The organism is Natronomonas gomsonensis, assembly GCF_024300825.1.
Lineage (GTDB): Archaea > Halobacteriota > Halobacteria > Halobacteriales > Haloarculaceae > Natronomonas > Natronomonas gomsonensis.
In genome coordinates this window covers 2,990,185-3,006,035 of record NZ_CP101323.1, presented here as the reverse complement: position 1 = coordinate 3,006,035, position 15,851 = coordinate 2,990,185, and the positions used below count along the sequence as shown (strand labels likewise).

Genomic DNA, 15,851 nt, shown 5'->3' with positions numbered 1-15,851 from the left:
ATGCTTAAGTAATAGGCGAGAGGAATCTTGGGATACATGACGGTAGCACTGCTTGGCGGTACTGGTGATATTGGCGAAGGGCTGGCCCTCCGGCTGGCTGTCGATACCGACCGGCGGATTATTATTGGCTCTAGGGAGGTATCAAAGGCACAAACGGCCGCCAGCGAATACAAATCTCGTCTCGCTGATCGAAGTACTAATGCCGAGATTACAGGTGCTGCTAATGCAGAAGCAGTAGATGCGGCAGATATTGTGATTCTTGCTATTCCACCATTCCACGTTGGCGATACAGTCGAATCCATCGCAAGCCAACTTGACGAGCAAATACTCGTCACCCCCGGCGTTGGGATGCAAGGTGATGATGACGGCCTTCATTACCATCCACCAGACACGGGAAGTGTTACAGAACTTATCGCCGAGCGTGCCCCAAGTGACGTGCCGGTCGTGGGTGCGTTCCATAATCTCTCTGCCGAGCGTCTGGCTGATCTTGACTCGGAACTTGACCTCGACACGCTCATTGTTGGAGATGACCCAGACGCGAAGGACAAAATCAGGGATCTCGCGAATGAAATCGTTGGCCTCCGAGCACTTGATGCCGGTCCGCTTGCTAACGCAGCCGAAGTGGAGAGCGTAACGCCCCTCGTCATTAATATTGCTCGGTACAGCGAGGGAATGCAGGATGTCGGGGTGAAATTTATCTGAGTACTCACAGACCACAGTGATGTTGTCCCGGTGAGATATGTGGTCTGTTGTAATTGACCGAGTCCCGCTCCCGGCAAACACACTAGCACTGATGACAAATGATATCCAGACTGGTCAGATGCCTGAAAGCGTAGCACTCCATGGACTGGAGGACCTACAGGGATTTCCTCCCAGTTGCAAGCTGGCGTTTTACGCGTTCTCTCAAGCGGAGGAGATGCTAAACGTACAACAGCTTGACGAGGAGATGCTACTCCCCCGTCGAACTATCCGTTACGCGTTGAGCAGGCTTTGGAACCATGACATCATCAGTACATGGTATTCGCTTCGAGATGCTCGAACCACCAAGCACCTGCTGCACGAGATGCCACCCACTACGAACGATACAACACAAAAAGTCGACAACCAAGAACAGTGACCGTAAATGTCAATCGTTCCATCGAACTTGTGTACAATGGTAGACAAAGATCCATTAACTGATCTCCGTATAAAAAAGGACGATGCTGAGAAGGGCGGTGGCGAAGAGCGCATCGCCAAGCAACACGAAAAGGGGAAGCTTACCGCTCGCGAGCGAATCGAGTACTTCCTCGACGACGGCACCTTCGAGGAGTTCGACCAGCTGAAAACCCACCGCTGTACGAACTTCGACATGGAGGAAAACCAGCCCTACGGCGACGGCGTCGTCACCGGCTACGGCGAAGTCGACGGCCGACAGGTGTTCGTCTTCGCACACGACTTCACCGTCTTCGGGGGATCGCTCGGCGAGGCCTTCGCCGAGAAAGTGTGTAAGGTGATGGACCGTGCCGTCGAAACCGGCGCACCGATTATCGGCCTGAACGACTCTGCCGGCGCCCGAATTCAGGAAGGCATCGACTCACTGGCTGGGTACGCCGACATCTTCCACCGCAACCAGAAAGCAAGCGGCGTCGTCCCCCAGATTTCGGCCATCATGGGCCCGTGTGCCGGCGGCGCGGTGTACTCGCCGGCGATTACGGATTTCATCTTCATGGTCGAGGAGACCAGCCACATGTTCATCACCGGCCCGGATGTCATCGAGACGGTCACCGGTGAGGAGGTCGGCTTCGAGGAGTTGGGCGGGGCGTCTACGCACACCAAGGAATCCGGTGTCGCACACTTCTCGTCGGCCGCCGAGAAGGAAGCACTCGACGACATCCGATACCTGCTGTCGTATCTCCCCTCGAACAACGTCGAGGACCCGCCGCGGGTCGAACCGTGGGACGACCCCGAGCGCCGCGACGAAGAGTTGGCCGACGTGGTGCCCGCCGAACCGCAGAAACCCTACGACATCGTCGATGTCATCGACCGCGTCGTCGACGAGGATTCGTTCTTCGAGGTTGCGGATGGATACGCCCGCAATCTCGTCACCGGGTTCGGCCGCCTCGACGGCCGCTCGGTCGGCGTCGTCGCCAACCAACCGCGCGTGAACGCCGGCACGCTGGACATCGACGCCTCGCTGAAAGGCGGCCGATTCGTCCGGTTCTGTGATGCGTTCAACATTCCCATCGTCACGTTCGTCGACGTGCCCGGCTTCATGCCCGGCACCGACCAGGAACACGGCGGCATCATCAAACACGGCGCGAAGTTGCTGTACGCCTTCAGCGAGGCGACGGTGCCGCTTCTGACCGTCATCACGCGGAAAGCCTACGGCGGCGCCTACGACGTGATGGCTTCGAAACACCTCGAAGCCGACGTGAACTACGCCTGGCCCACCGCAGAAATCGCGGTCATGGGTCCGAAGGGTGCAGTCAACATCCTCTACGACGACGAACTGGCGGCTGCCGACGACGTGGAGGCTCGGCGTCAGCAACTCATCGACGAGTACCGCGACCAGTTCGCCAACCCCTACACGGCGGCCGAGCGCGGATTCGTCGACGACGTGTTGGAACCGAAGGAGACGCGGCCGCGACTCATTCGCGACCTCGAGATGCTCGAATCCAAACGCAAGGACACGCCGGACCGCAAACACGGCAATATCCCGCTGTGAGCATGGAAGACAACATTCCGGGGTTCGTCCCACAGGATGCCAACGGTGAGGAGGCTGCTGCCATCGTCGCGGCCGTCTCCACATACATCCAAGAACAGAACGTTGAGGCCAAGGATGACCCCTCGTGGCAGGGTAATCGCTGGCAGTTTGCAAGTCGAATGGACGCGGTCCTGCAGCGTAGCCCCCGAATTCCGACCGACGCCCCGACTGACGGCTGGTCGGCGAGCGGGCGAGCCGGTCGGATGGGCTGAGTCGCCCGGTTCACGGTATGGGGTCTCTCGCTCTGTAGCAAATTCAATGTATTCTGGCCGGCGTCCTATCGCAGCGTTCGGCATACAGCGTCGGTATCGACGCTATAAAGTCGCATGCCCCACGAACAACAGTTATGGACGTTTATAACACATACCACCAGATATTGGACAGATCCTCTATTGCATACCATGTCGGATGAAAGCCGTTCTATTCGGTGTTTGGTAGCGAAAGTCGGGCTTGATGGACATGATCGTGGTGCACACGTCATCTCGCGTGCCTTCCGTGACGCCGGCTTCGAGGTTATCTACTCGGGACTACACAAGACGCCGGACGAACTCGTGCAGGCAGCTGTCCAAGAAGACGTTGACGTCGTTGGAATCTCTATCCTCTCGGGGGCGCACAACACGCTCGTCCCGAAGGTGATTGATGGGCTCAAAGCCTACGAGGCGTTTGACGACACCCTCGTGCTGGTCGGTGGTATCATTCCTGAGGAAGACCGAGCTGACCTTCTGAATTTGGGCGTTTCGGAGGTCTTTGGGCCGGGGGCCTCTATGGCAGAGACGATTGACTTTATCCGCGACAATGCACCTGAGCGGTAAGGTACCATTCACTTTCGAGTAGAGATAAACCCAGAGATGGGGCTAAGCAGCAAACCGCACTCGTAACCGATAGAATAAGGTGTGTTCCGGAGGCAGACCACAGCGGGAATGTTCGACAAGGTACTCGTCGCCAATCGGAGTGAAATCGCGGTGCGTGTGATGCGCGCCTGCGATGACCTCGGTATCGACACCGTCGCCGTCTACAGCGACGCTGACAAACACAGCGGCCACGTCCGCTATGCCGACGAAGCGTACAACATCGGTCCCGCCCGGGCAGCCGATTCGTATCTCGACCACGAGGGCGTTATCGAGGCTGCTGAAAAGGCCGACGCCGACGCCATCCACTCCGGCTACGGGTTCCTCGCAGAGAACGCCGAGTTCGCCGGGAAGGTCGAGGACACCGAGGGTATCACGTGGGTCGGCCCGTCCTCGGAGTCGATGGAGCAGGCCGGCGAGAAGACGAAGGCCCGGAAGGTGATGGACGCTGCCGACGTGCCAATCGTCCCCGGGACGACTGACCCCGTCGACACCGTCGAGGAGGTCCACGAGTTCGGCGAGGAGAACGGCTACCCCATCGCCATCAAGGCCGAAGGCGGCGGTGGTGGCCGCGGGATGAAAATCGTCCGCGACCCCGACGAGGCCGAGGAGCAACTCGAAACCGCCAAGCGAGAGGGCGAGGCGTACTTCGACAACGATTCGGTGTACCTCGAGCGGTACCTCGAGGAACCCCGACACATCGAGGTACAGATTCTCGCCGACGAACACGGCAACGTCCGCCATCTCGGCGAGCGTGACTGTTCGCTCCAGCGCCGCCACCAGAAGGTCATCGAGGAGGGCCCCTCGCCGGCACTCTCGGATGAACTCCGAGAGAAAATCGGCGAGGCCGCCCGCCGCGGCGCCGACGAGGCCGACTACTACAACGCCGGTACCTTCGAGTTCCTCGTCGAGGAAGAGGACCGCGAGGACGGCGAACTGCTCGGTCCGGACGCGAACTTCTACTTCCTCGAAGTCAACACTCGGATTCAGGTCGAACACTGTGTCACCGAGGAGTTGACGGGCATCGACATCGTCAAGTGGCAACTGCGGGTCGCCGCTGGCGAGGAGCTGACCTTCGAACAGGACGACGTGGAACTCGAAGGCCACGCCATCGAGTACCGCATCAACGCCGAGAACGCCGCCGACGACTTCGCGCCCGCCTCGGGCGGGGAACTCGAAGTGTACGACCCGCCGGGCGGTATCGGCGTTCGTCTCGACGACGCCGCCCGACAGGGCGACGACCTCGTCACCGACTACGACTCGATGATAGCGAAACTCATCGTCCACGGCGAGGACCGCGAGGAGTGCTTCGCCCGCTCGGCCCGTGCCCTTGCGGAGTACGACATCGAGGGTATCCCGACCATCATCCCGTTCCACCGGCTCATGTTGGACGACGAGGAGTTCACCGCGGGCACCCACACGACGAAGTACCTCGACCATCACCTCGACCGCGACCGCCTCGACGAGGCCCAAGAGAAGTGGGGCACCGGTGACACCGAAAGCGAGACCGACGAGGAGGTCGTCGAGCGTGAGTTCACCGTCGAGGTCAACGGCAAGCGCTTCCAGGTGAACCTCGAAGAGCGCGCCGAGATGGCCGCGGCCCGTCCCGCACCGGGCGCCGCTGGCGGAGGCGGCGGTGGCGGCGGTGGCGGCGGAGGGGGAGGCGGTGGCGGCAGCAGCGCCCCCGCCGTCTCCGCGGAGGGCGAGGTCGTCAGCGCCGAGATGCAGGGAACCATCCTCGAAGTGAACGTCGCGGAGGGCGACACCGTCGAATCCGGTGACGTCATCTGCGTGCTTGAGGCGATGAAGATGGAAAACGACGTCATCGCCGAAATAGGTGGCACGGTCACGGAAGTCGCCATCGAGGAGGGCCAGTCGGTCAATCAGGGCGACCCGTTGGTTGTGCTGGACTAATCGTCTAGATGGGAATCCTCAAAGATCAATATACAAAATAACAACATATGTTCGACCCCGACGACCTCGAAGCCATCCGCGAGGGCCACGAGGACTGGACCGAGGACACCTTTGGCCCCACCGTCGAGCGCTTCGGGGAGCGCAAAGAGCAGTTCACGACCGACACCGGCGGCCAGGAGGTCGACCCCCTCTACACCCCCGCCGACATCGCCGACATCGACTACGATGAGGACATCGGCTTCCCCGGCGAGTCGCCGTACACCCGCGGCGTCTACTCGACGATGCACCGCGGCCGACTGTGGACGATGCGGCAGTACGCCGGCATGGGCACCGCCAGCGAGACCAACGAGCGATTCAACTACCTGATGGACGAGGGCCAAACCGGCCTCTCTATGGCCTTCGATTTGCCGACCCAGATGGGCTACGACTCCGACAGCGAGATGGCCGAAGGCGAGGTCGGCAAAAGCGGCGTCGCCATCGACTCTCTCGACGACATGGAGACCGTCTTCGAGGGCATCCCGCTGGACGAAGTCTCGACCTCGATGACCATTAACGCCCCCGCGTCGGTGCTGCTGGCGATGTACATCGCCGTCGGCGACCGACAGGGCGTCGACCGCGAGGAGTTGCGGGGGACCATCCAAAACGACATCCTCAAGGAGTACATCGCCCGCAACACCTACATCTTCCCGCCGGAGCCCTCGATGCGCATCATCACGGACATCTTCGAGTTCTGCGCCGAGGAGGTCCCGAGTTTCAACACCATCTCGATTTCGGGATATCACATCCGCGAGGCCGGCGCGACCGCCGCACAGGAAATCGCCTTCACGCTCGCCGACGGCGTTGAATACGTCGAAGCCGCCATCGACGCCGGCCTCGGCGTCGACGAGTTCGCCCCCCAGCTCTCCTTCTTCTTCAATGCCCACAATAACATCTTAGAGGAAGTCGCGAAGTTCCGGGCCGCACGCCGGATGTGGTACCGAATCATGGAGGAACGCTTCGACGCCGAGAAACCCGCCTCCAAGCAGTTGAAGTTCCATACCCAGACCGCCGGATCGACGCTGACCGCCCAGCAGGTCGAGAACAACGTCGTCCGCGTGGCCTATCAGGCACTCGCCGCCGTGTTGGGTGGCACCCAGAGCCTCCACACCAACGGCAAAGACGAGGCGCTCAGTCTGCCGACCGAGAAATCCGTCCGCACCGCCCTGCGAACCCAGCAAATCCTCGCCCACGAGTCCGGCGCCGCCGACACCATCGACCCGCTTGCGGGCAGTTATTACGTCGAATCGCTGACCGACGAACTCGAAAACGAGGCCTTCGACATCCTCGACGACATCGACGACCGCGGCGGGATGCGGCAGGCCGTCGAAAGCGGGTGGGTCCAAGGGGAGATTCAGGACGTCGCTTTCGAGCGCCAACGGGAAATCGAGACGGGCGAGCGAATCATCGTCGGCGTCAACGAGTATCAGGTCGACGAGGACCCCAAAGAGGACATCGAGGAGGTCTCCGAGGAGGAACAACAACAACAGAAAGAACGCGTCCAGGCGATTCGCGACGACCGCGACCAGGCGGCCGTCGACGATGCTCTCGCCGACCTCAAAGCGGCCGCCGAAGGTGACGAAAACGTCATGCCCTACATCGTCGACGCGGTGAAGGCCTACGCGACGACCGGCGAAATCTGTAACGCGATGCGCGACGTCTTCGGCGAGTACTAAGCTAGACAGCTGCCTATCGAGTCGTATCGCTCTTTGATGACTGCCGGACCGGTTCTCCTAGCGCTGTAAGACTCTGCCCGGTCAGTAACCAAAGGTGTATTTACGACCGCTTTGACTAGATATTAGCTATCAATGTCCGTAGACCAAGCAGCCAGTCCCGCAGGTACAGTCGCCGATACGAGCAAGGGAAATGATCCAGAACGAGCTATCGTTACGGCAGCATTAACCGGTGCAACGACCTCAAAATCCCATCATCCGGGAATTCCACATACTCCGACAGAAATAGCGATCGAGGCTGAAAAAGCCTGCGAGGCGGGAGCAGCTCAAGTTCATATCCACGCCAAGACGAATAGTGGTGAGCCTACATTTGAAGATGATGTCTATGATAAAATATACGAGGAGATTCGTGCGCGTAGCGATGTCATCGTCAACTTCTCGACGGGGGCGTTCGGTGTTCCTGTTGAGGAACGAACGAGCTACCTCCGTGCTGCCGAGCCAGAAGTCGCCGCGCTGAACATGGGGTCAATGAACTATGGAAAGTTTGACACTGGGGCTGAGGAATTCGTCTTCGAGGAGACATTCGTTAACTCTTTCGAGGATATCAGTACATTCGCACAAACCATGGGTGATGTCGGTATCAAACCGGAATTAGAGTGTTTTAACCCCGGACACATCCGCAGTATCCGACCGCTACTAACACGTGGTGAGATTGAGCCGCCGCTCCAGTTTAGCCTCGTTCTCGGTGTTCTTGGGGGAATGCCAGCGACACCTGGGTCTCTTCTTGAGCAAGTTCGCCGCTTGCCGGAGAACTCAACATGGCAGGTTATCGGAGTCGGACGGGAGCAATGGAAACTCGTCAGCACAGCCGTTGCAATGGGTGGGAACGTTCGTGTTGGGTTGGAGGATAACTTCTATCTCCCAGGCGGCCAGCGGGCTTTAGATAACGCTGAGCTAGTTTCGAAAGCGGTCGCGATGGTGGAAAACGTTGGTCGTGAGACAGCAACACCCGCAGAAGCCCGACAAATACTCAGTTTACAGTGAACTGCCTCGGGGGGTAAGTCCCGAAACTTCCCATGAATTAGTTGGTGAGTCTATGACGTCCTCAAGCTGTATACATAACTGTAAGATGTGGTGGCGATTTCAATAGTATCAGTAAGACCTCATACCATCAGTATCCTTATTGCCGCGTGGGTCGTGTTTAGTTAAGGATGAAGAGTGAGGCGTGGTGATTTTCTGAGTGTCTATGGCAGAAATCACACGCCTCAGCGGTTGTAGCGACTGGATCGAGTTAGATTTTGTGGAGCGAGAGCGGACACCGAGCGAGCTGATGAAGCTCGGTATTCGACTCCATCTGGCTGGTCTATCACTTTCGAATACCATTCGAGAACTTGAGAAGTTCGGTGTCGAACGGTCACGAAAAGCCGTTCACGATTGGGTGCAGAAAGCCGATCTACAGCCAGCCGACGATACCAGTCCGGATCACGTTGCGCTTGACGAAACGGTGATCCAAATCAACGGTCAGCAGTTTTGGCTGTACGCCGCTGTCGATCCAGAGACAAACAAATTCCTGCACGTACGGCTGTTTACGACCACTACAACTGCATTGACACAGCGATTTCTGCAGGAACTTCGTGAGAAACACGACGTCTCTGACGCCGTGTTTCTCGTCGATTACGCCAAACATTTAGCGGCAGCACTCCGCCGAGCAGGGCTCCGATTTCAGACGATCCGGCATGGAAATCGGAATGCTGTCGAACGTATCTTTAGAGAGATAAAACGACGAACTTCTTCGTTTAGTAATAGCTTTAGCCACGTGCAGCCGACGACGGCAGAAACATGGCTGCAAGCCTTCGCCGTCTGGTGGAATTCACTTAACTAAACACGATGGCCGCGTGAGGGCATACATTTATTTGCTAAGGACATAATGACATACCATGACTAAACAAAATAATCCAAGTAGTCAGACAAAGACTTCGAAAGATGAAGAAACCCTTCAAATAGAATTTGTCCAAAGTCTTGAAGGTAGTAAGAATGTATCTCGGGCGATGGATGAGGAGAAAACGTCACTGGCAACGATTACAAAAAATTTCAATGATGTGGCAGAGGTGTTCACAAAGGATCGAGTTCGGATTATCCAAGCGGTGATGAAAGAATCCACAATCTCTGCCGAGAAACTTATAGATCAGTTATCACTTGGAAATAAAGGAACCGCTGATATTGAAGCGCTGGATTCACACGGTATTATTGAAGTTTCTTATATGGAAAACGAACGTGAAATTTCAATCCCCTATGATTCGATTCGCATCGTCGGGGAGCTTTCTAAAGCCTAATTATTGACCTCCTCTTGCGTCTGAAGACACGGGTCTGGGCTCACACTATATTTGACACTATTTTTGAGGAGTCATCGGAAAGGCTTCCACGTCGTAGCCATGGTTAGCAGCGAGACTCACAGGTCACTGCCGTCGCGTTGAGCGACCGACAGACCAATTTTGGTATCACTGTTCTTTGAGATCACTGAGTTGCTGTTGTAAGGTACAGCGTTTCAACATCCACGATTGTAGTAAGTGACTTTCAGTCCCGGACGGGATAGTGCGGTTGCTATGTGGCAGTTGGGCTAGCCACGCCGGAGCCAGTTGGATCGATGGCGGCGCGGGCGCGACCAGTACATTTCTCGGCTGACGTCCAAAGAGACACACCTCACAGCTTTGTTGGAATGCGCGCAAGCCACGTGTAGGGAACACTACGACATAATGCTGATTGATCTACGATATATAGAAGGCCGATAAACATTATGTGATAAAAGCTCTTGATATACTTATGGGGAACTTGAACCAACCTACTAGCTTCGAACACCGCCCCGAGACGGAGCAATCCTTCGAGAACGCTCTCGCGAAAGCGCGGAGCGGCGACCGACTCGATGTCGACGACGCCATAGAGTTGCTAACCACTGGAACCGAACGGGACGGCATCGACCTCGAACGCAAAGAGCGAGTGTTGGAGGCCGCCGACCGCCGCCGCGCAGAAGTCGTCGGCGAGGAAGTCACGTTCGTCGCCAACCTCAACAACAACATCACGACCGCCTGCAACACCGGGTGTCTGTTCTGTAACTTCAAGGACCGCTCCGAGCAGTTCCGCACGACCTACCAGGACGACCACGGCGGCTTCACGAAGACGCCCGACGAGTCGCGGGAAATCGTCCGAGATGCCGTCGAACGCGGCATCTACGAGGTGACTTCGGTGTCGGGACTCCACCCCGCCTTCGCGCTCGACGACGAACACCGCGAAATACTCGAATCGAGCGACCGCGGCGACCTCAACTACCGCCCACCCGAAGAGTACGAGGTCGACCCCCGAACGTACGTCGAACAGATTCGGGCGATGGCCGTCGACGGCGTCCACGTCCACTCGATGACGCCCGAGGAGGCCTACCACGCCCGCCGCGGCACCGACTGGAGTTACGAAGAGGTGTTCCGCCGTCTGAAGAACGCCGGCCTCGACTCCGTACCAGGCACCGCCGCCGAAATCCTCGTCGACGAAGTCCGGGAGGTCATCTGTCCGGCGAAAATCGATACCGGCGAGTGGCTTGAGGCGATGGAAGCCGCCGCCAACGTGGGGTTAGACACCACCGCGACCATCATGTACGGCCACGTCGACAACGAGGCCCACCGCGCGCTGCACCTCGACCGGATTCGAGAGTTACAGGACCGAACCGGGAACATCACCGAGTTCGTCCCGCTGTCGTTCGTCCACCACGACACCCCGCTGGCCGAACGCGGAATGGTCGACTCCGGGGCGACCGTCCACGAGGACGAACTGATGATAGCCGTCTCACGGCTGTATCTCGACAACGTCGAGCACATCCAGTCGTCGTGGGTGAAATACGGCGACGCTCAAGGGCTGAAGATGCTCTCCTGTGGCGCCGACGACTTCATGGGCACCATCCTCTCGGAGGAAATCACGAAACGCGCCGGCGGCGAGTACGGGGAGTTCCGGTCGTTCCAGGAGTACGTGGACATGATTTCGGCCATCGGACGCGTTCCCGTCGAGCGCTCGACGGACTACGAGAAACGCCGCCGCATCGACCCCGAGGACGGCCCCCACGGGCCGGAGTTGGGGCTGAACGCCGACGGCACGCCCCTGGTGTCGCGTTAATCAACCAACAGCGCCCGGTAGCGTTCCCCGGCGGCATCGTCGGCGTCCAGCGCCGCCTCGATGCGCTCGGAGAGCCACCCGTCTTCGATGTACCGTTCGTACACCGGAAGCCGCTCGTTCAGCGGGACGCCGGCCTCCTCGGCGATTGACTCCAGTTCACGCAGTTGTGGCCACGCGTACTCGGGGTTGATGTGGTCGTCGGTGACCGGCGAGACGCCGCCCAAATCGTCGATGCCGCAGTCGAGTAACTCCCGAACGGGCGCGAGATTCGGCGGCGACTGGACGCTCACTTCCTCGGGAAGGCCGACCCGTGCCATCGCCGTCACTCTGCGCATGGTTTCGACGTCCGGCGACCCGCTCTGCCAGCGGTCGTTGTTCACGACGGGCTGGACGATGACCTCTTGGATGTGGCCGTAGCGCTCCTGGAGGTCCCGAATCGCAAGGATGCTCTCGGCGCGGTCCTGCCAGGATTCGCCGATGCCGACGAGGATGCCCGTCGTGAACGGGACGCCGAGTTCCCCCGCGGTAGCGAGGGTGGCGAGTCGCTGGCCCGGCTCCTTCGCCCGCGGCCCGCCGTGGGCCTGCACTTCGGCGGTGGTCTCCAACATCACGCCCATCGAGGCGTTCACGTCGGCGACCAGTTCCATCTGCTCGCGGGTCTGGTCGCCGGGGTTGGCGTGGGGCAACAGTCCCACGTCGAGAGCGATTTCGCAGGCCTCCCGGAGGTAGGCGTGAATCGAGTCGTGACCCCACTCCGCGAGTTGCTCGTGAATCGCCGTGTACCGGTCGTCGGGGTCGTCGCCGAAGGTGAAAAGCGCCTCCGTACACCCCGCGTCGGCACCGCGCTGGCAGATGTCGCGGATTTCTTCAGGCGACAGCAGCGACGCCTGTCCCGGTGGGTCGTAGTAGGTGCAGTAGGTACATGTATAGCGACAGGCGGTCGTCAGCGGGACGAACACGTTGCGTGCGAAGGTCAACTTCGTGGCAGCCGAAACGTCGGCGGGGGTGACCGAAAGAAGGTACTCAACACCCTTATCTGCAATATCAACCTCGGAATTGTACTTCGCGCTGCGGGGCGACATATTACAGATACCGTTCCCGATCCAGAAAAAGATTCAGACCGTCTGGATTACTGTCTCTCGACGGTCACGCGACCATCTGCAGCAAGTTCAAAACCGGCGCTCGTAAGCCACTCATTTGCGGCACCATTGCTATGCAGCAAAACTTCTGCAAAGTCTTGGGGCTCATCAATATCGGTCGAAAGTCGTAAAGAATCGATCTCACCGACCTCAGCATCGACGTTCTTTGCGATGGTACGATGGTCTCGGATTGAGATGCCATGGTAGTCCACCCTGAATTCCGGGTGACGGACAACGATGGCGTTGGTGCCGCCTCCGCGGCCAGGTGCGAGGACGATATCGGCGTCCGGTTCGAACAGACGTTCGAGCGCAGTCGGTGTGACTAGCGGCAGATCGGCCATGACGATAGCAACCGGGAAACTACTGTCTGCCAGTTGGTCGGTAATTGCGGTATCGAGGTCGCGTTGGTCGATGACGACGGGTGCGTCACAATCGACCGGGCCAGTTGCAAGGATAGTTGGCGACGCGTCTGTTTCGGCGAGCGCGGTCAAAACGTCCGAAAGCATCGATTTGGCAAAACGCTTCCGTTCATTTGCTGACAGAGCGGGTTTAAGACGAGTCTTCGGGGACTTTATTGAGAACGGAATGATGACCTCCATCGATAATCTCTACTGGTTAGTGGCAGATATTCATACCGATTTTGGCACTCCGGATTAAACGGTTGTGTTGAGCAGAATAGTGTACTTCGTTTCAGAGGTTATGTCCCCCATGTGATATTTTCTAGTTAACTTGCATCATACCGTCATAGGGGTGAATTCTCTTCAACAAAATACTCCTCTTCAGAGAGATGGTCGTACGGCATCGGGATGTCGTCGGGCAACTCGGCCATCCCATTACCGCCAGTTTGATCTCCACCTATTTGACCAACTTCTTCCAGCGCGTCGTTGTCCGGTGTTTGATCAGCGGTCTCACACCTTTTTCGCGTAACTCATCCAGTCATAGCCTTTGTCGGCAGCGGGGCTGGCAATCTCGCCCGAGTTGCCAGCCGAGTTGTGTATCATGGCGTTTCTCGGTCGTGCAGTGAACGTCTAGAATCACTTGCGGTTCTGTGTCGACGAGAGCTGTCGCTTTGAGCGTCTGGACGCGATAATTCGTCCGGTGACAGTAGTGTTTGCTTGCATTTTCGCGGTCAAAGAACGTCGCATCGATGGCAGCGTGACCACTTGGCTCGTGCAGCTGCGCCTGTCGGCGCAGCAGCACTCGTCAGAGTGCTGTCTTGATCCTGTCAAACCACTTTACTAACGTTGAGTGATCCGGGAGATCGGCCGGTTTGAGGCCGATCTCTCCGAGAATATGTGGCATCTCGCTCAGAAAATCCAGCGCTTCTCGGTAGGATTTCTCCAAGTAAACCCGCAGAGAGTGCAGCTACACAACCGCATAGTCGGCGAAGCCACCATTTCCTTCGGGGGCGGCGACTTCGTCTCGGCCACCGACGGCATTTTAGCTAACTGAACCGCTTTGCTCGTGAAGCAGGAAATCTTAGACATGGACCATCGGCGGTTTCCCGCTTCATTCCACTAGTTCTGACGGTCGGAGCCGATGCTTTCTAGCGATTCACCAGTGCCGTTTAAACCATAAACAGACAGTGAGATCCACAAGGTCCGGCTCGTTAATTCCCTCGCCAAGCGGTTTGATGTGGTGATTTATTTAACCTCACCGCCAACGCTGAAATCAATGTCGAAGAGATCTTTTCGTCGGTACAACCGCCGACGAGACCTCAATTTCTACTCTGTACAACCTAGCGAAGACTCGACATCTGCAAACACGATCGACTACCTCTGGACGAAATTTAAGCCGGAACAGTTCGGACGAGTCACTAACATCCCTTCGGCGAGATATCGTTGAAGTCGCGCCACTGATCTCCTTCTTTTTCAACTCCCACAACCACATTATCCACGCGTGCGCAATAAAATAACACAGCACACGGCTCCGATGCCGCCGGATCCAAGCGCCTGAACTTCCACACCTAGACGGCGAGGCAGTCGCTGACAGCCCAACAGCCGCTGAGCAATATCGTTCAAGTCACGATTTCGACGGCCTGAAAAGAGCACGAGGCCTTCAAGCACACTCTGGTGTTAGCTAGGGGATCATCTCCGACAATGATTGCGAGGGGCTCCGCGATCTCGGCGTCGTCGAGATATTTGGTCCAAGCTCGTCGATGCAGGATATCATCGAGCCCGTCCGCAAGAATGCCCGTGAACGATAGGGCTGGATGTGTTCTGTGGCAGATTCAATTTGATGTCGCCTCGAGACCACTGTCACAGTTATCTTCCCGCGTGTGACTGACTGGTTTGGTCGCTTCTCCACGATATTGTTCAATTTCTTGTCTTTTTTCAGATAGGGCACGCAACGCTGGAAATTGGGTTTTGAGGTCGCTGTAGAGGTAGGCGTTGAGGGCATGTGCTCCGACATTCGCGTGCTCGTTTTTACTCCGCCGCTCGTTGATATGGCGTTGCCGCTGTTCGGAACGTTGGTCGCATCGCTCGACAGTCTCTTCACAGGCCTCCCAGACGTCAACGAACTGTTCGAACTGAAGACATCGTAACGTGCAGACTGGCAGTTCCTGAAGGGTGTCCTCAATCTCCAGTACCGTCTTCAAAACAGCTCGAATCGACTCCTGTTCTGCCTCCAACACCCGAATAAACCGGACTCGCGATTCGATAGCTTCGGTCGTCGCGAGAAGTAAATTGCGTTTGAAGTGTTGTGTTATCGGTTCGTTTTGCTGGAGTGTTTCGGCTATGGACGGAGAGAGTTCGGATTTGAGGCTTTCAGAAACTGGTTCGTCGTAGGCTACCTCGAAATCAGGTGTCGACATTACCGTCTCTTGGTATATTTCGAGTAGGCTTCCAGTCTGTGTTCCACCGTCGCCCGTGGCCGGTTGGGCTCTGCTGACCGATTTTCGAAAGGTCTCGAAGGCCTGACGCTCCCGCTGGAGGCTCTGTGTTTCTTCTTCGATACATTCTACTGCCCGGTCGAGTATCTCACATGCAGTGGTCATGCCTGTTCCGTGGTGTACCGCTCCGTGTGCCACTCATCCGAGAGCGGTATGTTAAGTCCTAACACGAAGTGGCTTAACGTTACCTCTTCGTTTCACTATTGAGTAATATTTGTTGGCACAACCTTACACACATCCGACTTGCGTCGGGTGGGCTACAACCTCGGAGGATCAACCAGACCGGAGCAAATTAGATATAGTAATTTATAGTTTATGGAATTTCGCCCTTTTTGTTGTTGAGTTAGCAGTCTGAATAGAGACTGCACCAACAACAGAATTATATAAATTCCGAAAGATTGGCTGAACATGCCAAAACCCGCCCACTCAGATTCCAAAATCAAACAGCAT

The 15,851-nt window shown here is 57.4% G+C and carries 13 protein-coding genes and 2 pseudogenes; 11 read left to right on the top strand and 4 right to left on the bottom strand.

Going from position 1 to position 15,851, the window contains the following annotated elements:
- The first annotated feature begins 36 nt into the window (after positions 1-36).
- The 10 genes from npdG (at position 37) to cofH (ending at position 11,369) form a co-directional block, all read left to right on the top strand.
- A complete protein-coding gene (npdG, locus tag NMP98_RS15895) occupies positions 37-702 on the top strand; it encodes an NADPH-dependent F420 reductase (protein ID WP_254858838.1) in 666 nt (221 codons plus the stop codon).
- A gap of 451 nt (positions 703-1,153) precedes the next feature.
- A complete protein-coding gene (locus NMP98_RS15890; protein ID WP_254858837.1) occupies positions 1,154-2,704 on the top strand; it encodes an acyl-CoA carboxylase subunit beta in 1,551 nt (516 codons plus the stop codon).
- Between the two features lie 2 nt (positions 2,705-2,706).
- Positions 2,707-2,955, top strand: a complete 249-nt coding sequence (locus NMP98_RS15885) for a DUF8022 family protein (RefSeq protein ID WP_268105408.1) — start codon at positions 2,707-2,709, stop codon at positions 2,953-2,955.
- A 189-nt stretch (positions 2,956-3,144) separates the two neighbouring features.
- Positions 3,145-3,555 (top strand): cobalamin B12-binding domain-containing protein, encoded by a 411-nt coding sequence (locus NMP98_RS15880; protein WP_254858835.1) that lies wholly within the window; start codon positions 3,145-3,147, stop codon positions 3,553-3,555.
- A 108-nt stretch (positions 3,556-3,663) separates the two neighbouring features.
- A complete protein-coding gene (locus NMP98_RS15875) occupies positions 3,664-5,505 on the top strand; it encodes an acetyl/propionyl/methylcrotonyl-CoA carboxylase subunit alpha (protein ID WP_254858834.1) in 1,842 nt (613 codons plus the stop codon).
- Between the two features lie 47 nt (positions 5,506-5,552).
- Positions 5,553-7,217 (top strand): acyl-CoA mutase large subunit family protein, encoded by a 1,665-nt coding sequence (locus NMP98_RS15870; RefSeq protein ID WP_254858833.1) that lies wholly within the window; start codon positions 5,553-5,555, stop codon positions 7,215-7,217.
- 132 nt (positions 7,218-7,349) lie between these two features.
- The gene (locus tag NMP98_RS15865; protein WP_254858832.1) at positions 7,350-8,258 is read left to right on the top strand and encodes a beta-keto acid cleavage family enzyme; all 909 of its coding nucleotides are present in this window, start codon (positions 7,350-7,352) and stop codon (positions 8,256-8,258) included.
- A 202-nt stretch (positions 8,259-8,460) separates the two neighbouring features.
- Complete coding sequence (locus NMP98_RS15860; RefSeq protein WP_254857797.1) at positions 8,461-9,096, top strand: IS6 family transposase; 636 nt, start codon at positions 8,461-8,463, stop codon at positions 9,094-9,096.
- 55 nt (positions 9,097-9,151) lie between these two features.
- Positions 9,152-9,547 carry a hypothetical protein gene (locus tag NMP98_RS15855; protein WP_254858831.1) on the top strand — a complete coding sequence of 132 codons (396 nt, stop codon included), beginning with the start codon at positions 9,152-9,154 and terminating at the stop codon, positions 9,545-9,547.
- Between the two features lie 487 nt (positions 9,548-10,034).
- Positions 10,035-11,369 (top strand): 7,8-didemethyl-8-hydroxy-5-deazariboflavin synthase subunit CofH, encoded by a 1,335-nt coding sequence (gene cofH / locus NMP98_RS15850; protein ID WP_254858830.1) that lies wholly within the window; start codon positions 10,035-10,037, stop codon positions 11,367-11,369.
- Here cofH and cofG read toward each other — a convergent pair.
- From cofG to NMP98_RS15835, 3 genes and pseudogenes are all read right to left on the bottom strand, one after another.
- Positions 11,366-12,451, bottom strand: a complete 1,086-nt coding sequence (gene cofG / locus NMP98_RS15845; RefSeq protein ID WP_254858829.1) for a 7,8-didemethyl-8-hydroxy-5-deazariboflavin synthase subunit CofG — start codon at positions 12,449-12,451, stop codon at positions 11,366-11,368. The genes cofH and cofG overlap by 4 nt on opposite strands.
- Before the next feature lie 47 nt (positions 12,452-12,498).
- Positions 12,499-13,107 carry a 2-phospho-L-lactate guanylyltransferase gene (cofC, locus tag NMP98_RS15840; RefSeq protein WP_254858828.1) on the bottom strand — a complete coding sequence of 203 codons (609 nt, stop codon included), beginning with the start codon at positions 13,105-13,107 and terminating at the stop codon, positions 12,499-12,501.
- Positions 13,108-13,396: 289 nt separating this feature from the next.
- Positions 13,397-13,995, bottom strand: a pseudogene (locus NMP98_RS15835) (IS5 family transposase); the annotation flags it as partial.
- A 453-nt stretch (positions 13,996-14,448) separates the two neighbouring features.
- On the opposite strand from NMP98_RS15835, the pseudogene NMP98_RS19675 reads away from it, so the two are divergent.
- Positions 14,449-14,538, top strand: a pseudogene (locus tag NMP98_RS19675) (methylmalonyl-CoA mutase family protein); the annotation flags it as partial.
- Between the two features lie 200 nt (positions 14,539-14,738).
- Here the strand turns inward: NMP98_RS19675 and NMP98_RS15830 are convergent.
- Complete coding sequence (locus tag NMP98_RS15830) at positions 14,739-15,539, bottom strand: DUF7260 family protein (protein ID WP_254858827.1); 801 nt, start codon at positions 15,537-15,539, stop codon at positions 14,739-14,741.
- Between the last annotated feature and the right edge of the window lie 312 nt (positions 15,540-15,851).